Source organism: Bdellovibrio sp. HCB2-146 (assembly GCF_047345725.1).
Taxonomy (GTDB): Bacteria; Bdellovibrionota; Bdellovibrionia; order Bdellovibrionales; family Bdellovibrionaceae; genus Bdellovibrio.
Genome location: NZ_JBLEQP010000002.1, coordinates 60,229 through 83,796 on the forward strand (window position 1 = coordinate 60,229; position 23,568 = coordinate 83,796).

24 protein-coding genes are annotated in these 23,568 nt (G+C 45.5%); 9 read left to right on the forward strand and 15 right to left on the reverse strand.

Annotation, left to right across the window (positions count from 1 at the left end):
- From ACLWOR_RS11225 to ACLWOR_RS11235, 3 genes are read right to left on the reverse strand one after another with little or no spacing between them, the layout of a single operon-like run.
- Complete coding sequence (locus ACLWOR_RS11225; protein WP_413940824.1) at positions 1 to 960, reverse strand: formimidoylglutamase; 960 nt, start codon at positions 958 to 960, stop codon at positions 1 to 3.
- Positions 957 to 1,547, reverse strand: a complete 591-nt coding sequence (locus ACLWOR_RS11230) for a hypothetical protein (RefSeq protein ID WP_413940825.1) — start codon at positions 1,545 to 1,547, stop codon at positions 957 to 959. Before ACLWOR_RS11230 ends, ACLWOR_RS11225 begins: the two co-directional genes overlap by 4 nt.
- A gap of 44 nt (positions 1,548 to 1,591) precedes the next feature.
- Positions 1,592 to 2,311 carry a creatininase family protein gene (locus tag ACLWOR_RS11235; RefSeq protein WP_413940826.1) on the reverse strand — a complete coding sequence of 240 codons (720 nt, stop codon included), beginning with the start codon at positions 2,309 to 2,311 and terminating at the stop codon, positions 1,592 to 1,594.
- A gap of 41 nt (positions 2,312 to 2,352) precedes the next feature.
- Between ACLWOR_RS11235 and ACLWOR_RS11240 the strand changes: the two genes are divergently transcribed.
- The gene (locus ACLWOR_RS11240) at positions 2,353 to 3,201 is read left to right on the forward strand and encodes a hypothetical protein (RefSeq protein WP_413940827.1); all 849 of its coding nucleotides are present in this window, start codon (positions 2,353 to 2,355) and stop codon (positions 3,199 to 3,201) included.
- A gap of 4 nt (positions 3,202 to 3,205) precedes the next feature.
- Here the strand turns inward: ACLWOR_RS11240 and ACLWOR_RS11245 are convergent, their stop codons facing one another.
- Positions 3,206 to 4,144, reverse strand: a complete 939-nt coding sequence (locus ACLWOR_RS11245) for an HD-GYP domain-containing protein (protein ID WP_413940828.1) — start codon at positions 4,142 to 4,144, stop codon at positions 3,206 to 3,208.
- 57 nt (positions 4,145 to 4,201) lie between these two features.
- On the opposite strand from ACLWOR_RS11245, the gene ACLWOR_RS11250 reads away from it, so the two are divergent.
- Positions 4,202 to 4,684 carry a hypothetical protein gene (locus tag ACLWOR_RS11250; RefSeq protein ID WP_413940829.1) on the forward strand — a complete coding sequence of 161 codons (483 nt, stop codon included), beginning with the start codon at positions 4,202 to 4,204 and terminating at the stop codon, positions 4,682 to 4,684.
- Here ACLWOR_RS11250 and queG read toward each other — a convergent pair.
- Positions 4,681 to 5,724 carry a tRNA epoxyqueuosine(34) reductase QueG gene (queG, locus tag ACLWOR_RS11255; RefSeq protein WP_413940830.1) on the reverse strand — a complete coding sequence of 348 codons (1,044 nt, stop codon included), beginning with the start codon at positions 5,722 to 5,724 and terminating at the stop codon, positions 4,681 to 4,683. The two genes, ACLWOR_RS11250 and queG, sit on opposite strands and share 4 nt — an antisense overlap.
- A 58-nt stretch (positions 5,725 to 5,782) precedes the next feature.
- Here queG and ACLWOR_RS11260 point away from each other — a divergent pair, with 58 nt between their 5' ends.
- Positions 5,783 to 6,979: a CCA tRNA nucleotidyltransferase gene (locus tag ACLWOR_RS11260; RefSeq protein ID WP_413940831.1), complete on the forward strand. Its 1,197-nt coding sequence runs from the start codon at positions 5,783 to 5,785 to the stop codon at positions 6,977 to 6,979.
- The gene (locus ACLWOR_RS11265; protein WP_413940832.1) at positions 6,980 to 7,585 is read left to right on the forward strand and encodes an RDD family protein; all 606 of its coding nucleotides are present in this window, start codon (positions 6,980 to 6,982) and stop codon (positions 7,583 to 7,585) included. It abuts the gene before it with no gap.
- Here ACLWOR_RS11265 and ACLWOR_RS11270 read toward each other — a convergent pair.
- From ACLWOR_RS11270 to ACLWOR_RS11285, 4 genes are all read right to left on the reverse strand, one after another.
- Positions 7,524 to 9,440, reverse strand: a complete 1,917-nt coding sequence (locus tag ACLWOR_RS11270) for a methyl-accepting chemotaxis protein (protein WP_413940833.1) — start codon at positions 9,438 to 9,440, stop codon at positions 7,524 to 7,526. The genes ACLWOR_RS11265 and ACLWOR_RS11270 overlap by 62 nt on opposite strands.
- A 98-nt stretch (positions 9,441 to 9,538) precedes the next feature.
- Positions 9,539 to 10,921 carry an HD-GYP domain-containing protein gene (locus ACLWOR_RS11275; RefSeq protein WP_413940834.1) on the reverse strand — a complete coding sequence of 461 codons (1,383 nt, stop codon included), beginning with the start codon at positions 10,919 to 10,921 and terminating at the stop codon, positions 9,539 to 9,541.
- A complete protein-coding gene (locus ACLWOR_RS11280; RefSeq protein ID WP_413940835.1) occupies positions 10,921 to 11,421 on the reverse strand; it encodes a chemotaxis protein CheX in 501 nt (166 codons plus the stop codon). Before ACLWOR_RS11280 ends, ACLWOR_RS11275 begins: the two co-directional genes overlap by 1 nt.
- A gap of 16 nt (positions 11,422 to 11,437) precedes the next feature.
- Positions 11,438 to 11,863 (reverse strand): response regulator, encoded by a 426-nt coding sequence (locus tag ACLWOR_RS11285; protein WP_413940836.1) that lies wholly within the window; start codon positions 11,861 to 11,863, stop codon positions 11,438 to 11,440.
- Positions 11,864 to 12,075: 212 nt separating this feature from the next.
- Between ACLWOR_RS11285 and ACLWOR_RS11290 the strand changes: the two genes are divergently transcribed.
- Together ACLWOR_RS11290 and ACLWOR_RS11295 are read left to right on the forward strand one after the other, a co-directional pair.
- Entirely contained in the window at positions 12,076 to 12,462 is a 387-nt protein-coding gene (locus ACLWOR_RS11290; protein WP_413940837.1) for a helix-turn-helix domain-containing protein, read from the forward strand.
- A 114-nt stretch (positions 12,463 to 12,576) separates the two neighbouring features.
- Positions 12,577 to 13,047 carry an acyl-CoA thioesterase gene (locus ACLWOR_RS11295; RefSeq protein ID WP_413940838.1) on the forward strand — a complete coding sequence of 157 codons (471 nt, stop codon included), beginning with the start codon at positions 12,577 to 12,579 and terminating at the stop codon, positions 13,045 to 13,047.
- A gap of 1 nt (position 13,048) precedes the next feature.
- Here the strand turns inward: ACLWOR_RS11295 and ACLWOR_RS11300 are convergent, their stop codons facing one another.
- The 3 genes from ACLWOR_RS11300 to hflX form a co-directional block, all read right to left on the reverse strand.
- A complete protein-coding gene (locus tag ACLWOR_RS11300; protein WP_413940839.1) occupies positions 13,049 to 13,474 on the reverse strand; it encodes a hypothetical protein in 426 nt (141 codons plus the stop codon).
- Positions 13,459 to 14,595, reverse strand: coding sequence for a hypothetical protein (locus tag ACLWOR_RS11305; protein WP_413940840.1), 1,137 nt, complete (start codon positions 14,593 to 14,595; stop codon positions 13,459 to 13,461). The genes ACLWOR_RS11300 and ACLWOR_RS11305 overlap by 16 nt, the downstream gene beginning before the upstream one ends.
- An 85-nt stretch (positions 14,596 to 14,680) precedes the next feature.
- Positions 14,681 to 15,946 carry a GTPase HflX gene (hflX, locus tag ACLWOR_RS11310; protein ID WP_413940841.1) on the reverse strand — a complete coding sequence of 422 codons (1,266 nt, stop codon included), beginning with the start codon at positions 15,944 to 15,946 and terminating at the stop codon, positions 14,681 to 14,683.
- A gap of 200 nt (positions 15,947 to 16,146) precedes the next feature.
- On the opposite strand from hflX, the gene lon reads away from it, so the two are divergent.
- The 3 genes from lon (at position 16,147) to ACLWOR_RS11325 (ending at position 19,704) form a co-directional block, all read left to right on the forward strand.
- Positions 16,147 to 18,525, forward strand: a complete 2,379-nt coding sequence (gene lon, locus ACLWOR_RS11315) for an endopeptidase La (protein ID WP_413940842.1) — start codon at positions 16,147 to 16,149, stop codon at positions 18,523 to 18,525.
- Positions 18,526 to 18,607: 82 nt separating this feature from the next.
- Complete coding sequence (locus tag ACLWOR_RS11320) at positions 18,608 to 19,075, forward strand: hypothetical protein (protein ID WP_413940843.1); 468 nt, start codon at positions 18,608 to 18,610, stop codon at positions 19,073 to 19,075.
- Positions 19,057 to 19,704 carry a hypothetical protein gene (locus tag ACLWOR_RS11325; RefSeq protein ID WP_413940844.1) on the forward strand — a complete coding sequence of 216 codons (648 nt, stop codon included), beginning with the start codon at positions 19,057 to 19,059 and terminating at the stop codon, positions 19,702 to 19,704. Before ACLWOR_RS11320 ends, ACLWOR_RS11325 begins: the two co-directional genes overlap by 19 nt.
- A 10-nt stretch (positions 19,705 to 19,714) precedes the next feature.
- On the opposite strand, the gene ACLWOR_RS11330 is transcribed toward ACLWOR_RS11325, so the two are convergent.
- The 3 genes from ACLWOR_RS11330 to ACLWOR_RS11340 all read right to left on the reverse strand — a co-directional run bounded on the left by ACLWOR_RS11330 (position 19,715) and on the right by ACLWOR_RS11340 (position 23,265).
- A complete protein-coding gene (locus tag ACLWOR_RS11330) occupies positions 19,715 to 20,575 on the reverse strand; it encodes a hypothetical protein (protein WP_413940845.1) in 861 nt (286 codons plus the stop codon).
- Between the two features lie 72 nt (positions 20,576 to 20,647).
- On the reverse strand, positions 20,648 to 20,785 hold the full coding sequence (locus ACLWOR_RS11335; protein ID WP_413940846.1) for a hypothetical protein: 138 nt from the start codon (positions 20,783 to 20,785) through the stop codon (positions 20,648 to 20,650).
- Between the two features lie 143 nt (positions 20,786 to 20,928).
- Complete coding sequence (locus ACLWOR_RS11340; protein ID WP_413940847.1) at positions 20,929 to 23,265, reverse strand: NADP-dependent malic enzyme; 2,337 nt, start codon at positions 23,263 to 23,265, stop codon at positions 20,929 to 20,931.
- Between the last annotated feature and the right edge of the window lie 303 nt (positions 23,266 to 23,568).

A 23,568-nucleotide genomic window follows, 5' to 3' on the forward strand; every position in this document is an offset into this window, starting at 1 on the left:
TTATCCTTTAGAGAGAGACGAAAAAATAAAATTGTGCGCAATAAGAGCCGCTAGCTTGCTTGTCCGATTGTCTTGATCCAAAGGCGGGGAGACTTCGTAAAGACCCAAACCACGAACATCAAAATTCGCGATCAACCATTTGAAACATTCAAGAAATTCTTTGGTATGTAATCCCGTAGTCCAAGACTGTGAACAGCCCGGTGCTTCGCTTGAAGTGAAGGCATCAATGTCGACACTCAAAAAGACTTTTTTGTTCTCTTTGCCGGACATGAATTCTTTTAATGCAGCAGCAAGACCTTTTGCATTCACTTCATCCAAAGTAAATACGCGTGCACCTTTGCTTTCAGCCCATGCAATATGAGATTTAGAATTGCATTGGTTTTGAATACCGACCTCGGCAAAATCCACCATGCCAGTGAACTCCGAAAGAATGCGGTGAAATGGAGTGCCGGAATTAAAACCTTTGTCAGTCGGGCGCACATCCATATGAGCATCAAAGTTGATGATCACGGCGTCGTTTTTATAAACATCTAAGAAGCCAGCCCCGTCGCAATATCCATAATCGTGACCACCACCAAGAGCGATCCATCGCATGTCGTTTTGGCAGAAGGTGCGAGTCATTAAACGCGCTTCTTCGTGGCGTTCAGCGAGGGGACGCTCTTTATCGACCAGATCACCCATATCCAAAATCTGCGGCAGGCGTTTGCTTTGCAGATGCGGAGTCATTTTGTAAAGATAAGTACGGATTTCTTTCGGTGCATTTTGCGCACCGACGCGACCCCCATTCAGGGAAATGCCTTCGTCATCCGGATAACCGATGATCGCCATATCACATGAATGATTTTTGAGAGTGCTTAGGTCGGCTTTGGGGAAGAGTTGGACACACTCTCCGAGACGAGGATCTTCTTTGTCGTTACGGGTGAAAAGAAGATGCTTGTCGATAGGATGCAACCAACTCATTTGCTAACGCCACCCCACTTCGTCAAACGAAGGGTTTTGATAACGGTTCCGTTTTCGGAATCATAAATTTTCATGATTGCGGAACCTTTTGATACAGAGATTGTTGCGAATAGAGTTTTCTTGCTGTCGGAAAGGAAGAGAACCCATTCCTTACCTTCACTTGGAGTGATGCTATAAACATAGTCCACAGGGTAAGGAGAAATGGCTGTTACTCCCATCGTGCCGGTTGGAGCGCGATCAAGAGGGTAGAAGCTCAAAGTTTTGAAATCTTTTACTTTAATGAGGGCTTCAGAGCTCAACCACATACCAAGAAGACGGCGAAGACCGACGTAATCAACAGATGTGATGCTGGCAGAGCAATCGACTAGATTTTTTTCACCAGTTCCTGTGACTTCGTCACCAACACTCAGTTTTTTAAAGTGAGTGAGAACTTCAAAATTTTGTGGGGAAAGAGAGTATCGTGCGCAGAAATTATCACCAGTGATATACAACTGATTGTTCTCATAGCTCACGATACCGGCAATAGGTTGTGCCGATAGAGCCACAGTCGCAAAAACAGAGGTGAGGACGAAAAGCAAAATTCTCATGCCACACCTTGTTCCATGGCTCTTTTGTTCGGTCAATAGTAATCCTACTCTAACTTTTGACAAATAGAGTCAACTGCTAATTTAAACAGCACTTTTCCATGCTCTTCAGAGGAGAGCGCAGGATTTGATCCCATTCGGCCATCAGGAAAAGTTTGTCGAAACTCAAACGGCGCCATCGGCCAATGCGGACGATCTTTCGTCGGTTCAAAAGTCATCTTCGGAATCTTGCTGTAAGCTTCAGGATGCGTGAACATCGTGACTGAAATTTCTCCGCAAGTCGCGTGGAAGCCGTTTTGATCACCATAGATGGTTTTCTCATGAGCCGTTACTTCCGGCAGATGCCACCAGTTGATCAGTTGGAGGTTGCAAGTCTCACGACCTTGCTTGGCTTGGCAGAACGCGGTTGTAAGCGGAGCGATGTTGCCACCATGGCCGTTGATAAAAGTGATTTTCTCAAATCCGTGCTGTGTGAGACTTTGAATGATCTCAGTGATCACTTGCACATATGTTGCAGGACTTAAAGTAATGGTTCCAGGAAAAGCCATGTGATGAACGGCCATTCCGAAACACAGGGGTGGTGCTACAAGTGTGTTGGTTTTTGCACCCACGGCGCGCGCGATTTCCCACGCCGAGAGATAATCAATTCCAATAAGGCCGGTCGGCCCGTGTTGTTCAGTTGAACCCACAGGAACGATGATGGATTTTTTTGATTTCAGGTATTCTTCTACCTGAGGCCAGGTTTTTTCTTCTAGATTCATGGACATATCTTGCACCTCTGCTTAAAGCACCTTTATGATAGTAACAAATGTCCAATCATAGTGAAGGCACTCTGCTGCAATTTCCGTTTCAAGGGCCTGAACCCACCTCCGATGTCGTGATTATACGGGATATCGAGGTGGCGGGAGTCGGGGCGTTACGCCGTCGTCAGTTAGAAAACCTGAGTCAGAATAAGAAAATCATTCTCTGGACCTATGAGGATCTGATCCCGGAAGATGTGAAGTCGATTTATGAAGGTGAATTGTTGCGAACTTTGCAAAGTTTGCGTCCTTTTAAGACTGAAGCCGGACCGATGATCGATTTGGAACAAGAGCACAAGCGCATGTTTGTCTCTCTCTTTCCATTGACGAACCGATTTTTGGGGCTTGCTGCTAACAAGATTCGCGACGAATACATCCGTGAGATGAATTGGAGCAGTTGGCTCTTACAAGATCATTGGCGATATTTTTCTGGATTCCTTCGTCAGAAATTCCCCCAGAACCGCGAGATTCAAGAAGTTGGTCAGTGGGAATGGATTCAAGCGTGGCTGGAAACACAAGCTTTTGAAACGACGGGGTTGGGAGATTCCGGCACTGTGGTTGTGAATCCAAGTTTGCAGTATGTGAATTTAGAAAATGCAGTGCCAGCGTTGAATCGAGATGCGGGCCTTTATGCATTTATTTATAGTGAAACAAAAAATAGAATCGTTGAAAGCAAACTCGATGCGCACGATGCTGAAGCGATTGATTTTTTAAACGAAGATCGCAAGTTCACTCAAGATCAATTGATTGAGATGCTGGTGACGAATTCAGAAAATCGGCAATCTCTGACACGAGAAGAGTGGAAGAATAAAGTGGCTGCGCTCATTCAGCGAGATTTTATTCTTCCGATTCCATAAAGGGCTACATGCCCTTCATGATTTCATTTAAAAATTGCAAATGATTGAGAGGATGACGACCCACGTGTTCAATCATCATTTTCTTTGCCGCTTCTGCTTGTGGAACACCCTCAAACGTAATCAAGCGATCCAAGGCGTTGGCTGAAGAAACAATTTGCGCCAGAGGGTCTTGGTCTTTTTCTTTCAAACCCAAAGGTCCGACACCATTAATTGTTTCTTCGTGCTGGGCAATGATGTTTAGAACAGTTTGATCAAAGTGTTTTTTGTCTTGCACGCGTGCGGCACCTTCTTGAGGATGACGCTTCCAAGTTGCCAGGTCTTCAGGGCTCATTTTGTTAAGTGGTTGCGACAGATTCAGGTTGCTGTGGTGGTGGCCATAATCGTGCAGCAAAGCGCCTAGAGTGAGAAGTTGCGTCTTTTTTAGATCATTGATCCCAAGTTTGCTGGCTAGAGCAATTGAGAGTGTTGCCACTGTCACACCGTGATGGGCGATGTTCTTGTCGCTGTTTTCAACTTTCATCACGGCCTGCATCGCTTCTGCATTGGTCATGATAAAGCTGACATATTTTCCTGCCGCATCTTTGGCGTAATTGTAGCACTCGACATTGTCTGGATTTTCAAAGACTTCTTCAGTGTTACTTTGTTGCGCGCCTTGAATGACTTCAGCACGTGTTTGAATGTCTTTGTTTGAGTTGTTGTCGTAAGCCGTTTCAATATTTTTTTGCAGATAATCGCGGTAGCTTGCTTCCTCATCGGTGAGGATATACATCTTGCGGAGTTTTTTCTCTTTCAGACGTTTGAGGCGGTCGCCTTCGAAGCTGTCGCCACGACGAAGGTAGAGGATCATCTTGTCGTTGATTTTAACGTAGGCGTTGAAATCAATTTTTTGATCCCCACGAAGTGTACTCACGCGAATAGAAACATAATCCAATTGCCACCCCATCCTTAGGTTGTTATCGTGGATTTCATGTCGATAGATAAAGAAATTGTAGAAGATTTTGTGAGCGAGTCAAAGACCTTGATTGAAGAACTCATCGAACTTTTGGAAAGTATTGAAGGCGACTTTTCGCAAGTCCAAAAGCTAGCCGACTATGGCAACAATGTGGACCGCATTATGGGTGGAGCAAAAAGCCTCGCCCTGATGGCACCACCTGAGCATGCCTTGCATATGATTTCCGATTATGCGGCCCTCTGTAAAGCTGTCGGTTATAAAGCGTCTCAAATCACTGAAAACGAACAATTCTACGATATCAGCGTCGCTCTTTTGTTAGATGCGACGGAAACGCTGGAGATTCTGTTAAACAACATTCACGAAAATTCAGCGACTTTAAAAGAGAATATTCCTCAGGCTTTTATCGAGCGTCTGCGCTGGGTTTCAAATCAGTTTAGTGAAAGTTTCGCAGCCAGTGTGGGAACGGGTACCGCTCCGAAAAAGATGGCACAGTCCGAGATCGACGATCTTCTCAAAAAATTGGGGCTTTAGATTTTACTCAAGGCCCAGCTTGCCAGCTCGCCCAGCTTTTCATGCTCAAGCAAAGATTCAATTTCGACTTTAAGTTCATGTAAATTTTGATTTGCTGAAACGATAAGTGCATTTCTTTTGAGTCCGAAAGAGCCCGCACGCGCCAAAGGTGTTCCTAAGAAATCACGGGAGAGCTGCTTTCCTGAAGCTGTCAGAATATAACGCATGTCTTTGATTAAAGATGTGCGTTGATCCTCGCTAAGAACTGTTTTTTTCTCAATCGACAACTGTCCTTTGAAAACTTTTTGATTCCAAGGGCAAACGGTTTGGCATAGATCGCAGCCAAAAAACCAATCGCCAATTGCTTCGCGCAGATTTTCTTCAGGGAGTTGTCGCGATTCAATTGTGAGATAAGAAATGCATTTGCGCGCATCCATTTTGCGCGGCTCTAGCAAAGCTCCGGTCGGACAAATATCAATGCAGCGAGTGCAAGTACCACAAAAATCAGGGAGAGGTTCGAAATCCGTTGTTAGCTGAAGGGATGTGTAGATCTCACCAATAAAAAACAGACTGCCTTTTTTAGGGTGAATCACACAGGTGTTTTTGCCCACCCATCCTAAACCGGCACGACGAGCAAGATCTCGCTCTAAAATGGGACTGCTATCGGTAAAGGCTAAAAACTCTTCTCCCGGAAACTGTTCAGAGAGTTGGGAGCAGAGCTTTGTCATGCGCTCTTTAAACCAGAAATGATAATCCATGCCTTGGGCATAAAGACTCACGCGAGCCGAAGAAAGTTTTTGAGTGGCAGCAGGCTCGGGGTGAGGAAAGTAAGGAATGGCAAAAACCAAAGCGCTTTGAGCGCGGGGCCAGCGAATTTGTGGTTCCGCTTTTGTAGGGGCGTGCTCTGCGAGATACTTCATGTCTCCATGCAGTCCTTCTTGCAACCAGCTTTCATAGAATTCAAAACTTAAAGGACGTTGCAATGGGCTCCATCCGAAGTGGGAAAACCCCAACTCCTGGGACGCTTGCTCAATGCTTTCTCGAATACCCTGAATCGACACGGGTTGTCCTCATTCCTTTTGCTATCTTTCGCCGGTATCTTTTCTTACACTAAAGGTCATGAAGTCGGTAGAAGAGATCTTAAAAAAACACGCAGAATGGGGGGCGATTGCCACCATTTTTCATACCTTGGAGCAGAAGGGGCATTTAGCCTACCTGGCTGGGGGCTGTGTCAGGGATGCTCTTCTTGGAGTTACGGCCCATGATTTGGACATTGCGACTGATGCGACACCGGAACAAATCGAAAGCTATTTCGACAAAGTCGTCAGTGTTGGTAAGTCATTTGGTGTGATGCGAGTTCTTGTGGATGGCCAAGACATCGAGGTCGCGACCTTCCGTACGGATGGTCAATACAAAGATGGTCGTCGTCCTGACGCGATTCATTTCAGCAGTCCCGAAAAAGATGCTCAACGTCGGGACTTCACGGTGAATGCGCTTTTTTATGATTTGAAATCTCAGCAGATCTTAGACTTTGTAGGTGGAATACCGGATCTTCAAAGCCGGATTTTAAAAACTGTGGGACAAGCGGAACGTCGCTTTGCAGAAGATCATTTGCGTCTTTTACGTGGCGCTCGGTTTGTTGGGCAGTTGGGATTTAAGCTCGACCCAGAAACTTTTGCGGCTATCAAAAAAGAATCGAAACTCATTCGTTCTGTTAGTGGTGAGCGTGTTCGTGACGAGATGGGAAAACTTTTAAGGTCCACCGAGGTAAATGACGGTCTTGAGGTGATGTGGCAAAGCGGATTGATGGACGAGCTTTTTCCTGCGCAAAAAAAATCGGTATTTCCCGGTGGGCGCACGCAAGAACTTTGGCAGAACCTCGCACTGTTATTCCGAGATCTTGGCAAAGAAGACCTTTTAAGAAATATGATGTTTTTGCGATTGTCCGTGAAGGAACAAAAAAATATCGAAGAGTTTTGGAAGGTTTGGCAAGCGCCAACGACGTTCTTGGATAAAAGAAAAGGCGAGCGTTTGCAGCTTTTTCAGCATGAAGGTGTGCGTTGGGCACTTCGTATGATTGTGCTGGATCAGGCGGCTTTTGCTGTAAAGGCGCAAACAGCGATTGACGAGGCTTATCAGCAGGGTGTTTTGCCAGAGCCACTTCTAAAAGGAAATGATCTCAAGGGAAAACTGAGTGGTCCTGATATGGGAAAATGTTTAAGCGAAGCCTATATTCAACAGCTCGAAAAATCTTGGACCTCACATGCGGAAGCGCTTTTATGGCTGCAAGAATATTTGCAGAAAGGTTCCTCTTAAATGGATCAAATTTACGTACCTAGCACTTGGCGCCGTTTAGGGGCGAATTTTATCGATCAGGTTTTAAGCCTGCTCATGTATTTGCCATTCGGCGGAGTGTTCTTTAAGTTATTTTTTACCGAAGAAGATGTTTTCATTTCCATCTTCCAATTGATCATCTTGTTTTTTATTCCGGTCATTTATGATTTTATCTTTTTGGTATTGATGCAGGCCACACCGGGAAAATGGATGTTGGGTTTAAAAGTCGTACCCCGTGAAAATCCGGTCCAGCCGCTTGAGGTTGCTCAATGTCTGTTGCGTCCGTTGACGGGGAGACTCAGTTTCTTTTTTGGTTGGGCGATTTATGCGCTTGCATTTTTTCGTTATGACCGAACGCATTTGTGTGATTGGGTTGCTGAAACGCGCGTGGTTCAGTTTCAACCACGCCCTGAGCGCACACGTCTTCGTTGGTTCCTAGGGCTTCTTTTTGTCATCAGCTATGCTTATGAAGGACTGGTGTCTTCAAGTCATATGCTTCAACAGGTCCAATGGGCGAACAATCAAGTTAACTTGCGCGCTTTAGTGCCAGAGAGTGCGATGGACGTTGATTTTGATGAAGGGGAGTGATGTCGCTCGCCTCATTTAAGTTCTCATCTTCATGGGAGCCTTCTACCATTGTTTTAAGATCTACTGTGACCTGTTTCATCAAACGTGATTGATTGCGGATTTCTTCTGAAGTGGCGGCAATTTCCTCTGACGATGCGGCATTGGATTGCACGGATTGATCTAAATCCGACATCGCTTTTGAAATCTGCTGGATTCCGACAGATTGTTCTTCTCCCGCGGCCGAAATCTCGCTATTTAAATCAGAAACTTTTTTAACCGATAGCACGATATTCTTAAGAACTTCTCCTGAACTGTCAGCTTTTTCAGTTACTTGTTCGATTTTTTCCACCGAGTCTTTAATCAGCGCCGAAATATCTTTGGCAGCGACGGCGGAACGTTGTGCAAGACCACGAACAGCTTCGGCCACCACGGCAAAACCGCGCCCTTGCTCGCCGGCACGAGCCGCTTCAACAGAAGCGTTGAGGGCTAATAAATTTGTTTGGAAGGCAATGTCGTCAATCACGCTGATGATCTCTTCAATTTTTCGAGAGGCATCAAAGATTTCATGCATGGATGCATTCAGAGCCTGAATTTCTTGCTCCCCTTGAACGGCGGCTTCCGTCGAGGTCTTGGAAAGCTGAGCGGCTTGGCGGGCATTATCAGAATTCATTTTCACCATTGAAGTCATTTCTTCAAGTGATGCCACTGTTTCTTCAAGGGCTGCGGCTGAGGAGCTTGAGGAGTTCGAGAGAGATTTTCCGGCAATGGAAAGTTGTTCGATAGAATGATTGACCGTCAAAGCCGATTTTTCAAGTTCCGCTGAATGGGCCGCAATTTTGAGACTGATTCGACGGGAAATCAAGAACACTGTCAGCCCAAGCGAGACAATCCCAATGACTGCCACAATCCCCTGAAAGATGGAAGTCTCTTGAGCGGCTTGTAAAACTTCTGATGAGGGCGTGCGAATAATCAATGCCCAAGGGCGTTCGGTTTTTCCAACTGTGAGAGGTGAAACCGTGTAATAGTACTGAGTGTTACTAGCTTCATCGACACCTTGAATTTGCAGTTCCTCACCTTTTTGAATACCTTCGAGAATTTGCGCTGAGCTGAACAGGAAACTGGCTTTTTTGGTTAATTGCGCACGATCTGGCGTAGAGACATAGTTTCCGTCAAACGAAACGAGGTAAGCGGTGCTTCCGGGATAAGGTTTGATCTTTTGCACTTGTTCTTGGATGGAGTTCAAGCCAATGTCGACAGCAGAAACGCCGACGAAGTTGCCGTCGCGAAGAATAGGGACCACGATCGAAGTCATCATCACGCTGTGGCCATTGACCTCTTCGGCGTAAGGTTCGACCAGAGTTTCTTTTTTACGCTGCTTCGGGACGTTATACCACGGGCCCATTTCTGGCGTTTTATCGCTCAGAAGAGTTTCGTAAACCAATTCACCCTTGGAGTAAGCCCACCACGGAATAAAGAGGCCGGTTTTCTCATGATACGGTTTATTTTTATATACCAAATCCTGGCTGTCATAAGCATTGGGCTCATAACCCATCCACACTGAAAGAAGCTGCGGATTTTTCTCAAGAGTGTCACGCAACGTAAAAACAAAACGCTCGCGGCTTTGTTGATGGCGTTTAACATCCGACTCGCTTTGCGCGGCAATTAAGCGCGCAACAGCGAAGGCGCTTTCAAGTTCGAGTTGAATTTGGTTGGAGTGAGAGCGGGCAGTCAGTTGCAGCTTTTTTTGTGCATCGTCCTTCGCAAGGCCTTGCGTTTTCCAAGTTGAGAGAAGAGTCATTCCCGCAAGGGTAAAGAGAGAAAGTCCAAGAATAGGAATCGCGAGTTGTTTATTAAGGGTCCATTTAATTTTGGGCATGAACTTCATTCGGAGCAAAATGACGAAAGATTGACTAGATAAAGACTCGCAATCGTAAACACGAGGCGGGCGCGAATATCATTTTAGGAATAATACGATTAAGGCTTGAACTTTTTAAAGATGGCTGTTGCCGTGATTAAATCAATGTCGCCATTTCCTGTCATGGCATTATCACGAAGCAAAGTCACAGCCTGGGCGGGAGTTGCTGCTGCGCGATTGTCGTGAAGAGCTGTCATTTCATGAAAATGATAGGCCACCATCATCAGTTTTCCGATTTCAGAGATGTCTGGGCCTGTGAGTTTTTTAGGGAAGCCAGAGCCCCGCATGTTTTCGCGATGTTGGCCAATACCTTCGGCAATGATTTGATCTAAAGGTACTTTTTTGCTTTTCACCATAACTACAGAGCGATCCGGGTACTTGTGATATTCAGCTAGTTCTTCGGCCGTCATTTCCTTGGGCATTTTATCGCCAGCCGCAGGAGGCAGCTGTGAAAGACCAATGTTGTGCAGAAGTCCCGCAATGGCTGCTGCTTCACGCTTTTCAGCGGGCCACCCCAACAGCTGTGCAAAGTAGGCGCCGTAGGCCGACATACAAATACAGTCGTGGTAGTAGGTCCGTAGGTTACCAGAGAAGCGGCAAATCTCGTCAACAAGTTCGTTGGGGGCGAGATCTTTCGTCAGTTCAAAATCCGCAATAATGGCTTTGCATTTTTCGTAAATCAGTTTTCCCTCTTGATAGTCGGTGCTCGCACCATTCAAGAATTGAGTCATGATTTCGTAGATCGCTTTTTTTGAACGATGAAATTTTTCGGTCATCGAAATCGGGAAGGGAATATCTCGCATCGACATCACGGTGCGGGCATATTCAAAGAACTGCTTGAGCTGAGTTTTTTTAATATACATCTGTTGTTTCATTGTATGAAACTTTTCAATGTGGCGGGCGTCAATGCAGTCGCCAGCTTTACGAAGAACCACAGAGCGGTGATTGGCATGAAGGTGCGCATAAACGTCAAAGTTAATTGAAACGCCAGCTTCGATGTCGCGCAAGTCAACAGGAGTCAGGGCTGTGATCGGAATCTGATCGCCTTCCATATCAATTGGTGCTAGTTGTAAAATCATGTCAGAGATAAACTCTCGGTCAAAGTTCAAATGCATCACTTCGTCCGCGCCATTTTTTTTCACAATGTTGAAATCTAAAGGTGCGGCGGCAGAATGCAGAACGATGATATGGCACTCGGGATAGGACATTTTTGTCGACTGAACCCATTCATTCGTAGCTTGGGTGCCATCCTGACCGTCAATAAGGGCTAAGATGGGTTTGAATTCAGAGTTGGAAGTTTGTTCGAGAAGGGTGTCGACAGATTTAAAAGGCTGAAGTTTGTACGGATAATAACCCTTCAGGACGACTTTGACGGTCTCATAAAAGGAATCGCGAGGACTCCCGATGAGCACGTCAACAGTCTTTCCCAAAGTAGTGGTCATTATTGCACCGTAATCTCCACGTAGAAAGTGGATCCATTTGAAAGATTAAATGGGATAACCAGAGTAGCACCTTTGTCAGCTTGAGTGATTTTAAAGTCACCCGAGATAACAGTTGGAATTGCCATTTCAAAGTTATAACCAAGTTGGTTCAGAGTTGTTTTTGCTGATCCGTAGATCATGTTGGTCAATTCACCAACTGCATCTGAAACTTCTTGATTCAATTCAGTGTATTTTTCTCCCAACATATTCTCAAGAACTTGGAAGATGGAATCTTTTTTGTAAGAGATAACCAAAGTACCTTTGAGTGGGGGAGCAACCATACCCACCATGCCAGCGATTTCGCCCTTCAGAACGAATTTTGGCTCGATGAATGGTTTACCTGGAGTCGCATCAGTCGACGCCATTGTTTTAAGAGTTTTCACCACGCCATCGACAAACGCTGAAATCAGACGTTTATCGAAAAGCGGATTCATTGCTTCAACTTTTGGTGCAGCAGACATTTAAAGTACCTCGAGATTAAGACGCTTTAGCGGCTGGTTGAGTGTTGTGCTTAGCCCAAACGCGTTCCATTTTGGCTTTCAAGGTCGCTGAGTTGAATGGCTTCACAACGTAATCAGAAACACCGGCCTTCGCAGCTTCGAGGATATGTTTTTGCTCAGACTCTGCAGTCACAAGCATAAAAGGAACAGACTTAAATCGAGGGTCTGCTTTGCAGGCTTTCAAAAGATCAATTCCTTGCATGCCTGGCATATTCCAGTCCGAAATGATGAATTGGAAAGGCTGGCCTGCATCATGAGCGGCTTGGATGACCGGGAGGGCTGTTTTACCGTCGTCCGCTTCCTCAACGTTGGTATAGCCTAGCTCGTTTAGCACTTTTTTGATGATTTTTCGCATAGTTGCGAAGTCATCGACGACCAAAAACTTTGTATTTGTGGGAAACATAATAACTCCTCGAAAGGTTTAAACCTGTAAAATCTCCATCCTTATCGGTCTAGTTTTTTAAAACTAGAGTCCAAAGCTATTGCGAATTTCTAAAATTGTTGTCAGACTTTGTTACAGGTGGTCGTGCTTTTCATGGACATGAGTCCTAGGAAGCGTAGAGATTTTAGACTTAGATTTTAAAACTAAAAACAATTTAGCGGGAGGGAGCAAGGATGCTCAGAGATGTCCTGATTCAAAAAGGTCTTTCAAATAGAGAGGCAGAGGTTGCTGAACTAGTTTCTAAAGGCTTGTCCAACAAGGAAGTTGCGAACCAGCTTTTTGTCACTGAAAAAACAGTGAAGTTCCACCTCACAAACATTTACAAAAAAATGAACGTTAAATCTCGTGCACAGCTTATCGTGTGGTGCTTACCTCACCTTGGCTTCGTCGAGAGCGAAGTTCGCGCAGAAAATACCAACCAAGGTACAGCTGCTGCAACTGCATACAATAGCAATGCAACTCAGACAATTCCTGCAGGCTCTGCTACTGTTGCTGGTGCAACAACTCTTCCTGGTGGCGGAATGAACCGCAATGGCGGAAATTCTGATATCGGTATCTAGTTTATCGCTTCAAGCGATTGACTGAGCTCTCTTCGGAGAGCTTAATTAAAGGCATAGCAAGAAATTGCTGTGCCTTTTTCTTTTTCTGGATCTGTTTTCTAAGGAGCAAAGCTGATGGCTGACGCTAAACCTGTTTCTTCCTCTCGTGTTGTAATGACCCAGCTTGTTCTTCCTTCCCATACAAATTCTTTAGGGAGCGTTTTCGGTGGCACGGTGATGTCGTGGATCGATATCGCAGCCGCTATTGCAGCTCAACGTCACTCCAATAAAGAAGTCGTCACTGCAAGTATTGATCGTTTGGATTTCGTGGCGCCGGTCTTTAAAGGTTGGGTGGTGAATTTGCGCGCCAGTGTGAATTACACATCTCGAACTTCGATGGAAGTGGGTGTGCGCGTTGATGCGGAAAACCCGAAAACGGGAGAGACCTTTCATACGGCCTCTGCCTATTGTACTTTCGTTGCTTTGGGATCGCATGGGAAGCCGGTGGCGGTTCCTGAATTGATCTTAGAGAATGATGAAGACCGCCGTCGTTTTGAGGCTGCTAAAATGCGCCGTCAAAGACGTCTGGAAGCAAAAACCAAATAATTTATTTACAGAAGATTTTGAGCCAGTCGAGCGCGATCTGTGCGTCTTTGCGCAGCGGTGCTCCTTCGTCACGTCCTTGAGCATCGGCAGAACGAATTTTAAGTTCCGTGTTCGCGCATTTGTTCGGATTCTTTTTTGTGTCTTCGATATAGTCAAAGACGGGAAGCAGGTTGTAATACAAAAGATTCACCTTGCTCTCGTCAGGACCGCCTTTATCCGGATCTTGATTTTGATATTCCGTGCGAGTTTTTTCCAGGCTTTCTTTGAGGGAAAGCAGTTGCGCTGTCTGTTCTTTCTCGTTTTTGGCCGTCTTCGCAATCTTCATAAGTGTGTCTGATTTTTTGTAGAAATCGTCTACTTTGAGAGGGGCGGCAGAGCTTGCAAGGCTTACGAATAAGAATGTCGCGAAGACTAGTTTGTGACGCACGTGTCACCTCGTTTTTCGTTGCGTGTAGGTTCTTCGCTGTTTCCTTTGAGGAATCTGAGGAGCTCTTTTTCAAAGAATTCATCTGATTCGCGCACGTATCCAGCGGCTTTGATTTTGTCAGTCGCGGCAGTTGGTCCGATTTTTTTCACACGAATCGAATCTAAAAAGTCAATTGCGCCATTGGGACCACCGGGGCCGTAGGCAAGCAGTGTTGCATAGTTAATGAATTGCTTGTCGATTAAGAACTCTTTCGGAAGGCGATTTTTTCGCACATAGTTTTTAATGTATTCTTCGCGATTGTAGACGTAGTAGCCGAGGCCATAGATCAATGCGCGAGCAAAGCCTTCATTTGTTGAAACATAGTCACACACGTTTTTCGCCGGAGGAATGGGTGGCGGTGTTTCGAGATCGCTTTTAACCACACTTTGAAACGGTTTGCAGGCAGGGTCTTTGCTTGCGGCAAGGTCTTCAAGAATAGAGCGAGCATTTCCTTCATTCTTTTTTTGGCCTGCGATATCGCGCACGGGATATGACGTCGATTGACCGATGCCGGTGCCACCACCTGACGAAAGGAAAAAGTTAAACCCTGATTCTCCATTGATTTTTCTGAGGATGAAGCGAGCATCAATTGGATCACGAATACTTGAAAAGCATTTGAGAGCCAGGTTCACCGAAAAGTGAATGTAGTCGACCGAGTATTGGTTTAAACAAGGTGTTGAGTTTTCTCCCGTGTTCGAGAATTCTTTGGGGCGTTCGCCTTTGCACACGTAGCCCTTTTGATTGATATCGCGTTGAAGAGACGCTTCAATGCATTCTTTCTTGATAAACGTCGTCGCGGGCTTTGTAAGTGAAGAAGCGAATTCGCCAATCGCCGCGAAGGCTTTACCTACTGTTAGGGGCGAATCGGAGACATTGGGATCGCAGAGATGCATTTGATAATCCTGGAAGGCTCGAGCGAGTGGATCTTTTGCATCGCGAATAGCGATATTGACGATCTGGCTGCTGGCTCCTTTGTGTCCGTCTTTATCGTTTATGCACAAATTTACGCCACCGTCTTGAGCGCGCGCGAGATTTGAAAGCATAAATGTCAGGCTAATCGCCAATAAAAAAGCCAACTTCATCTAGACTGTTATCGGCAGTCCAGACGGGGGGCTTAAGATACAAATGTATGGAATCCGGAATCAATTGGTAATTGGTCCTGTAAAACTATTTGACGATGTAGTCTTTCCAGCGATTGATCAAGCTTGGAGTGAGCTGCGTATAACAAACAGTCCCCTCGGTCGCCGTCTCTTTTCGCGAAATTTGTGCTTCACGACCCAAATCAAATATTTTGTATTCCTCTGATCTTGGGAAGTAGAGCTGCACATCGGTTTGCATTTCGCTCACCATTTGCGCCATCATCTTTTTAAGCTGTTCAATACCCTGTCCTGTCATCGCGCTCACAAAAACGCGAGGGTAGTGCTTCACGCGGAACTGGCGCTCAATCGGAGCAATATCAGACTTATTAAAGACATGGATGATTTTCTTATCACTCCAGTTAAATTCTTTAATTAGCTCTTCAACCACTTCAATTTGTCGTTCCATGTTTGGAGATGAAAGGTCAATCACATGAAGAAGGACGTCGGCCTCAGCAGATTCTTCAAGTGTTGCTTTAAAGGCTTCAATCAATTGCGTAGGAAGTTTGCGGATAAATCCTACCGTGTCTGTCACAACGGCAGGTGGTCCGTCAGTCAGAAAGATTTTGCGAGTTGTAGGATCCAAGGTCGCAAAGACTTGGTTTTTCGCCATGACTTGCGCGCCCGTGAGTCTATTTAACAGAGAACTTTTGCCAGAGTTCGTATAACCAATAAGTGCAAACGATGGAATCTCATGACGACGACGAGATTGTCTGTGTTGTGCGCGGTTTTTACGAACACCATCTAATTTCTTTTTAATAATTGCGACGCGCTCACGAATACGACGACGGTCGTTTTCCAGGGCCGTTTCACCGGGACCTCGAGTGCCGATACCACCACCTTGACGGGAAAGTGATTCCAACCAAGCGCCAACCATACGAGGCATTTGATCCAGCAATTGTGCAAGTTCCACTTGAAGTTTTCCTTCAAAGGTTTGTGCACGTTGGGCAAAAATATCGAGGATGAGTTGATTTCGGTCAATCACGCGGACTTTAACAGTTTGCTGTAAGTTCCGCTGTTGAACTCCGGAAAGCTGATGATCCATCACAACTAAGTTGGCGCCACTATCGCGCACCATCTCGGCGACTTCATCGACTTTCCCTGTTCCGATCAGGGTTGCTGGATTCCAGGAAGGTAAAACTTGAATAATAGAACCCACGACTTCTCCGCCTGCAGCAGAGACGAGCTCTTCAAGTTCCAGCAAATTTTCTTTGATTTCTCCAACGGGCTCTGTTTTGAGTCCGACACCTATGACAATGGCACGATCTTGTGCATTTACATGAGATTGGTAAGTCAAATCTTTTGACCCTCCGTTTGTCTTAATTCTAACGCTTTTTCGGGGATTTACCTAATTATTTTTTCCTCGGTTTCGGATCTTCGGCTCTGTGCGGCTTTTACGCGTCTTTAGAAGCCTTTTACGGGGCGACCTTGACGATTCAGCATTCAGATACATCTTTAAGAAAATCTCTGCCTCATTTGGCGGAGGAAAGGTCTAGCATGTCTTTCGTATCCGGGTATTTACCCGTTATTCCTTTACGAAATGCTGTCTTGTTTCCCGGAATCAGTATGCCCCTGCGAGTTGGCAGGGAAAAAAGTGTTCAGGCTTTGCGCCAGGCAACCGCCGGCCAAAACTGGGTCGTGCTTTTAGGGCAGAAAAATCCTGATACAAGTATAGCTAAAATAGAGGATCTCTATTCTGTTGGTACTCTTTGCAAAATTGAATCGCAGCGCAAAGAAGACGACGGAAGTTTTAGTGTGTTTGTGCACGCTCATCAGCGTGTGCGTGTGATTAAATCCCGTGAAGAAGAGGGTGTGTTCCAAGTCTTAACCGAAGGTTTGGAAGACATCGGTCAGCTCGATGTAAAAACAAAAGAAGCTCTTCTTGAAAGTTTAAAACAGATCTCGCTTGAGACATTAGATCTCTTAGGTGGTCATGTTCGTCGCGTGAAAACTTGGATCGGAGAAATCAACGATCTTAGTACGCTCACTAATGTGTGCGCAGGTTACGCGGACTTTGAACTCAAAGAAAAACAAGCTCTTTTAGAAATGCTCGATCTGAAAGAACGCGCTTTGCGTATTTTGGATTTGTTGCAAGAGCAAAAAGAACGTCTGAAAGTTCAAAACGATATTCGTGAAAAACTGACCGACAATATTAATCAGAGTCAACGCGAAAGTATTTTGCGCGAGCAAATGCGGGTGATTCGCGAACAGCTGGGTGATGACGATTCAAAAGGTATTGTTGAACAATACGAAGCAAAAATCAAAGATGCACAAATGACGCCGGAAGCTTTAGAGCTTGCGACTAGTCAGTTGCGACGTTTGGAAAGCATGAACGCCGCTTCGCCTGAGTATCAAATTATTCGAACGCATTTGGATTTGATGGTGTCTTTGCCGTGGAGTAAATCTTCGGAGCATAAAGAAATTGATTTAGAAGAAGCCGAGCGCATCTTAAATGAAGACCACTACGGTATGGAGAAAATTAAAAAAAGAATTCTCCAACATTTGGCCGTCATGAAGTTACGCAAAACTCATCAAGGGTCTATTTTGTTATTTGTCGGCCCTCCAGGTGTTGGTAAAACATCGCTGGGTAAGAGTATTGCGCGTGCGTTGGGTAAAAAATATGTTCGTGCGGCTTTGGGTGGCGTGCGAGATGACTCGGAAATTCGTGGTCATCGTCGTACTTACATTGGTGCCTTGCCGGGACGAATTATCTCATCCATTAAAAAAGCCGGTGAAAATGATCCGGTTTTTATCCTGGATGAGATCGATAAACTTTCTCGTGGATTCAGCGGCGATCCAGCAAGCGCTTTGCTGGAAACCTTAGATCCAGAACAAAACGGAAGTTTCCAAGATCATTATTTGGATACGCCTTTTGATTTATCGAAAGTGATGTTTATTGCGACGGCAAACAGTCTTGAGACAATTCCGGGTCCGCTTTTGGACCGTATGGAGGTTATCGAGTTAACTGGATACACAGTTGATGAGAAAAGACAGATTGCGAAAAACCATCTCTGGCCGAAACAGCTTAAAGAGCATGGTATCGAAGACTCGCAATTGGGTATCACAGACGAAGCTCTTACAAGTGTGCTTACGCGATATACGCGCGAAGCTGGTGTCAGGGAGTTGCAACGTAAACTCGCAACAATCTGTAAAGCGATGAGCTTGCGCATTGTGAAAGCTGCCGGTCAAAAGCTCACAGTGGATGTGGGAGATCTGGATGAGATCTTTGGCGCTGAAAGATTTAGTTCTGACATGATCGAAAGTGTCTTGCCACCAGGAGTGGTGACAGGTCTTGCGTGGACCCCAGTTGGTGGAGATATTCTCTTTATCGAAACAGAAGAAATGCCAGGTAACGGGCAATTGCTTCTAACGGGTCAGCTTGGCGAAGTGATGCAAGAATCCACGAAGATTGCCTTGAGTCTTTTAAAGGCCCGATTGCCTTTGTTAGATCCAAACATCGATTTTTCGAAAAAAGAAATTCACGTTCACGTTCCCGCAGGAGCGATTCCGAAGGATGGACCTTCAGCGGGCGTAACGATGTTAAGTTCGATTGCTTCAAAACTCTTGAAGCGACCGGTGAATCCAAAGCTGGCGATGACAGGCGAGATTTCTTTGCGCGGCAGTGTTCTGCCAGTCGGAGGAATTAAAGAGAAAGTCATTGCGGCTCACCGAGCGGGAGTGAATGAAATCATTCTTTGTAAAAAGAATGAGAAGGATTTGCGAGAAGTTCCAGAAAGCATCAAGAAGGATATTAAATTTCATTTCGTTAGCAGTGTGAATGAAGTTTTAAAAATCGCTCTTGGGGTGGATCTTCCACAGATCTATATTCCGACTGTCGGAGGGTCTAGCCCAATGGAATCCGGTGCTATAAATTAGTCCATATTCGGTGAGAGCATCTCGGCTGTGCTTCTATTTTGTTTTCTTCCATTACAAAATAAAAGACGGCTGAGGTGCTTTTATGCGTTTGTTGCTCGTTGTGTGTCTTTTGGTCTTGTCTGGTATCGCTCACGCTCAAGTTGATTCTTCGAAGTGGAATTCTCTTTTAAATAAAATTACATCTGAGGGCCGAGTTATCGATTCTTACTACGGCGTCTATATGTCCTTATCCAATCACGAACAAATTCAAGACGGGTATCTGGCGGACTATATCAGTACTGTCGGTGGTTATGATAATCAAGGGCAGTACCAATACAGTCATATTGAATTGGTGTCGGAGGATTGGCGTACTAACGCTGATGGCAATTGGGATATCAATCAGTGGATTTTCGTGGTTGAAAAGGATCAGTCACTGCGTCGTGCTGCGCATATTCATCTTGTCGAGGATGCAACGGGTGGTATCCTTGTGCACGAACGACTTCCTGTACAAGAAGGCGAGGCACAAGTGAAGATGAATGATGAGGTCTCAGCATGGTTTCTTCGCCCTTAAAAAGTCTTTGCCTTGTTTTCCTTAGTATCGCGGTTCTATTTCTTTCCGCTTGTGTGGCGGGGCCGAGTTTGGTGCGCTCTTCTGAGCGTCAGCCTTTGCCGTGGGCGCCATACGATGTGATTTATGTGGAAATTGTTGATCCCAATGTTCAGGTTTATGCAAGATTGAACCTGAAATCAGGCGAAACATTTATGGTTCCTAAAAAACCTTTGCGAATACGTTATGCCGATGGGCAAGAGGTTGAAGTTCCGATCAAGATTTCATCCCTGCAGGTCAAGACGGAACCCTTTATCAAGTACCCAACGACTGAAGGATATCAATATTCCAATACGTCGACACAACAAGTTTGGACGATTCAGAAAGCCAAGAAAGTTGTTTGGGGAGTCATTGTTGATGCAGATCAATTTATTTATGACGGCAGACCTAAAGAAGAGTCTTTGGAATTAGGAGCAACACATGAGTTTAAAGATCCCGAAGATGCCTTTGCTGAAAGACGAATCGAATTGCGGGCAGATTTCCCGAATAAGAAAATGAACGTCGAAGTTGAAGGTTTTGAGGTTACAGTAGAATCCACTTCATATCCTGCGAAACGCTACAACTACGACTATCAAACTTACCGCTTATGGTAACAGGTCTGCCTTAGCGCTGATCTTGATCGATGATACATTGTTGGATTTGCTGACACTGATTGATCAAATTCCATCTTTGTTCAGTTGAAATTCCAGATTCACGCGGGGATAGAACGGCGAATGTTTCCGGATGCCAAGTTGTATCCAAGTCGAAATTATGAAATCCCAAAATCATTCCATTCGCATTGTGAACCGGCAGATGAACACGCAACCAAGCGTGACCTGTGCCACCCGGTGCGCCTGTGACGACTTCAGAGCTAAAATCTTTTTCGCTCAGTCCGCCTTGATGAGAAGACGGATGACGAGCGACTTGCAATAAGCTCCATTGAAGGAGTGACGCGAACTCACGGCAAACACCGGCTGTTCCGTATTTCTTTTTGCTGTTTAAAAGATTTTCTGGAGTCTCGGCAAAAAGGACTTTGCCATTTTTCCATGTGCGAAATCCAAGGGTCTTCTCATCGTAGTAACCTTGATGAGAGGCTGCAAGATAATACACCTTGCGGATGCGTTCCATTGGGTTGTCTATTTGGCGAATTTCATTCAGTGCTGACATGTAAGCGATTTGCTCAGGCGTTCCATCCATATCTGAAAATGCGGCAGCTCCATGACCAAACATAACTCCAAAACCAAGAAAGTTACTTGCTGTCATAAAAGCTTTCATGATCACGCCTTGTTTTTTATAAAGGTCAGGTTGGGTCAGTTCATAACAAGTCTTTTTAAGACCGCTTTGAAGTTCGCGTGGGTTCGAATTTAAATAAGCATAAGGCGTAAAGAAGGCATCTCGACCTTCAAAGCAGGAGTTTTGGGCATGCGCCGGTAGGTTTGAAAAAAGCACAGAGCAGAGACAAAAGACGGCAACGAGCTTGTTCACGGATAACTCCTATAATGGCTTTCAGCCAGAATAGGAGTCCGAATTGCAATGGGTATGCCCCTCGTGGGGTGTTTACTGCTCGCGGTTACAATCAAATGTGTGATGGCTGCAGGTGAACCCGAGGTTTTTAAGAGAAGCAGCGCGGGCTTCGGCCTCTGTTGAGCCTGATCCAAAGCCGACATTACCAAGTCCTTGGCAACATGCTTTCATAATATCTCCTATTGTGAGGGTCGGCATTGTGCCGTCCATGTTGGAGACAGTTTTAAAGCGGAGTGGGGTCTGAAACGATGAACTTTTGTGAACTTTTAAAAGAAAGAGCGCTTAGTTACTCTAAGCGCTCTTTTTAAGGTCGATTATTTCTTTTCTTGGCGTTTTTTAAGTGCTTCTTTGATGAACTGAGCTTCCAAAGCCGTGAAGACAACAGAGTTGACGATGCCGTCGACAGTTGTTGTTCTTTGCAGAACGTTGGCAGATCTACGAACACCCATCAAGAAAGGTCCAATCACTTCGACTTTACCGATTTGTTGGATCAATTTGTAAGCGATATTTGAAGATTCCAAGTTCGGGAAGATCAATACGTTCGCGCCGCCTTTAAGGTCGGAGAACGGGAAAAGTCTCTCCATGATTTCAGCGTTGACAGCTGTATCGGCTTGCATATCACCATCAGCCATAATGTCTGGGCGCATTTTCTTTAAAATCTCAGCGGCTTTCTTCATTTTGCATGGTGTGCCTTCAGCACCGCTGAAATTTGAGTAAGAAAGCATCGCCACGCGAGGCGTGATGCCGAAGTACTCCATGATTTTAGCTGCTTGCAATGCGATTTGCGCACATTGTTCTGCTGATGGATTGAAGTTTACAGTCGTATCGGAGAGAACCAAGAACTTATCTTCAAGCAAGATAAAGTTTAAACCCGCCGGAACGCCACCTTTGTAAACACCAATCGTTTGAAGGATTGGTTTTACAGCGTCAGCGTAATTGATCGAAGCGCCAGAAACCATTCCATCTGCTTCACCCATTTGTACCATCATCGCGGCAAAGTAATTTGGCTCAGCGAGGAGGCGCTCTGCTTCGCGCAGATTAATGCCTTTACGCTGTCTCAATGAGTACAATTCTTCAACGAAAGTATAATACTTCGGATGATTCGACGGATGAATAACCGGAACGTCTTTCAAAGCAGGAATATCTAAAGCTGCGATTTTTTCTTTCACGCGCTCAGGGTAACCAAGCAAGATCGGTTGGCAGATTTTTTCTTCAACCAAAGTTGCAAGGGCTTTCAAAACCTTTGTGCTTGTGCCTTCTGGGAAAACGATTCTTGGAAGTTCGCCGCCATTGGCTTCAGCATTTTGGTGAACACGGTTGATAGCATTACGGATAAAGATTTTAGATGGACCTTGCAAAGCCTCAAGTGCTTCACGGTACAAATCCCAGTCTTCAATTTTAAGTGTTGCAACACCTGTATCCATCGCGGCTTTTGCAACTGCTGGAGCAACCCACAAAAGAACGCGTGTATCGAATGGCTTTGGAATCAAGTATTCGCGACCGAATTTAAAGCTCTTACCACCGTAAGTAGCAGAAACATGTTCTGGTACGTCTTCACGAGCCAAACGCGCCAAAGCTTGAGCAGCAGCGAGTTTCATCTCTTCGTTGATTTGCGTTGAGCGCGTATCAAGAGCCCCACGGAAAATAGACGGGAAGCCTAAAACGTTGTTCACTTGATTTGGATAATCTGAACGGCCCGTTGCGATAATCGCGTCAGGACGAGCGGCGCGTGCTTTGTCTGGAGTGATTTCTGGCTCTGGATTTGCCATCGCGAAGATAATGGGATCTTTCGCCATGTCTTTGAGCATCTCAGGAGTCAAAGCACCCGCAACTGAGAGGCCCACGAATACGTCAGCGCCACGAAGGGCTTCCGTCAAAGTGCGTGCTTCCGTATCAGCAGCGAAGAATTCTTTGTATTTATTCATGCCGTTTGTACGGCCTTTGTAGATCACACCTTGAGAATCGCACATGATGATGTTTTCTTTGCGTGCGCCCAAAGAGATGAAAATTTTCGCGCAAGAGTTCGCAGACGCACCAGCACCGTTCACGACGATACGGATGTCGCTCATTTTACGTTTCGTGATCTCACACGCATTGACCAACGCCGCACCCGATACGATCGCCGTTCCATGTTGGTCATCGTGGAATACAGGGATCTTCATTTCTTTTTTCAGGCGCTCTTCGATTTCAAAACACTCAGGTGCTTTGATGTCTTCAAGGTTGATACCACCAAATGTCGGTTCAAGCGGGCGAACCGCGTTACAGAAAGCATCGATGTCGGTCGCATCGACTTCGATGTCAAAGACGTCGATACCAGCAAATTGCTTGAACAGAATACCTTTTCCTTCCATCACAGGTTTTCCTGCGAGAGGTCCGATATTGCCAAGACCCAAAACCGCCGTTCCGTTTGAAATTACGCCAACCAAGTTGCCTTTGGCAGTGAAGTCGTAAACACGCTTGGGATCTTTCGCGATCACTTTACAAGGAGCTGCCACACCTGGAGAGTAAGCAAGGGCTAGGTCTTTCTCAGTTGTGCAAGCTTTTGAAGAATTGACTTCGATTTTCCCCGGTTTTGGGAACTGGTGATAGTTCAACGCTTCTTGATCGAAGTTGTTGGTCGCGCCGTGAGTGCTTGCGTTTTTCGTTTCCAAGGATGCTCCTTTGTTGCATTCATGTGGAAGATCTTCGAGAAATGTTTGGCCGCCTTTTTTCAGAGGCGATTCGGATCTTCTTTTGTAAGGCCTTACTCTACAAATTCAGAGGGAAAGGGTCAATGAATGGGGGACTTAGTGCGTGGGGTAAAGTCCAATTGTGGGCTTGCTCTTTTAGAGTTTTTAGTCTAGAGGCGGCGGACTCAGTTCGGCCTCCTAAGAGCGACTCTTTCTCTGATCTAGAGTAGCACCTCAATAATTCCCGCTTCCTTAGAGTTCTCAAGTAGTTAGAAACATTGTGTT

Bases quoted from the DNA above. Each gene is read 5' to 3' on its own strand.
- ACLWOR_RS11225 (WP_413940824.1), bottom strand. From the start codon at position 960: ATGAGTTGGTTGCATCCTATCGACAAGCATCTTCTTTTCACCCGTAAC.
- ACLWOR_RS11230 (WP_413940825.1), bottom strand. From the start codon at position 1,547: ATGAGAATTTTGCTTTTCGTCCTCACCTCTGTTTTTGCGACTGTGGCT.
- ACLWOR_RS11235 (WP_413940826.1), bottom strand. From the start codon at position 2,311: ATGTCCATGAATCTAGAAGAAAAAACCTGGCCTCAGGTAGAAGAATAC.
- ACLWOR_RS11240 (WP_413940827.1), top strand. From the start codon at position 2,353: ATGTCCAATCATAGTGAAGGCACTCTGCTGCAATTTCCGTTTCAAGGG.
- ACLWOR_RS11245 (WP_413940828.1), bottom strand. From the start codon at position 4,144: ATGGGGTGGCAATTGGATTATGTTTCTATTCGCGTGAGTACACTTCGT.
- ACLWOR_RS11260 (WP_413940831.1), top strand. From the start codon at position 5,783: ATGAAGTCGGTAGAAGAGATCTTAAAAAAACACGCAGAATGGGGGGCG.
- ACLWOR_RS11265 (WP_413940832.1), top strand. From the start codon at position 6,980: ATGGATCAAATTTACGTACCTAGCACTTGGCGCCGTTTAGGGGCGAAT.
- ACLWOR_RS11270 (WP_413940833.1), bottom strand. From the start codon at position 9,440: ATGCCCAAAATTAAATGGACCCTTAATAAACAACTCGCGATTCCTATT.
- ACLWOR_RS11275 (WP_413940834.1), bottom strand. From the start codon at position 10,921: ATGACCACTACTTTGGGAAAGACTGTTGACGTGCTCATCGGGAGTCCT.
- ACLWOR_RS11280 (WP_413940835.1), bottom strand. From the start codon at position 11,421: ATGTCTGCTGCACCAAAAGTTGAAGCAATGAATCCGCTTTTCGATAAA.
- ACLWOR_RS11285 (WP_413940836.1), bottom strand. From the start codon at position 11,863: ATGTTTCCCACAAATACAAAGTTTTTGGTCGTCGATGACTTCGCAACT.
- ACLWOR_RS11290 (WP_413940837.1), top strand. From the start codon at position 12,076: ATGCTCAGAGATGTCCTGATTCAAAAAGGTCTTTCAAATAGAGAGGCA.
- ACLWOR_RS11295 (WP_413940838.1), top strand. From the start codon at position 12,577: ATGGCTGACGCTAAACCTGTTTCTTCCTCTCGTGTTGTAATGACCCAG.
- ACLWOR_RS11305 (WP_413940840.1), bottom strand. From the start codon at position 14,595: ATGAAGTTGGCTTTTTTATTGGCGATTAGCCTGACATTTATGCTTTCA.
- lon (WP_413940842.1), top strand. From the start codon at position 16,147: ATGTCTTTCGTATCCGGGTATTTACCCGTTATTCCTTTACGAAATGCT.
- ACLWOR_RS11320 (WP_413940843.1), top strand. From the start codon at position 18,608: ATGCGTTTGTTGCTCGTTGTGTGTCTTTTGGTCTTGTCTGGTATCGCT.
- ACLWOR_RS11325 (WP_413940844.1), top strand. From the start codon at position 19,057: ATGGTTTCTTCGCCCTTAAAAAGTCTTTGCCTTGTTTTCCTTAGTATC.
- ACLWOR_RS11335 (WP_413940846.1), bottom strand. From the start codon at position 20,785: ATGAAAGCATGTTGCCAAGGACTTGGTAATGTCGGCTTTGGATCAGGC.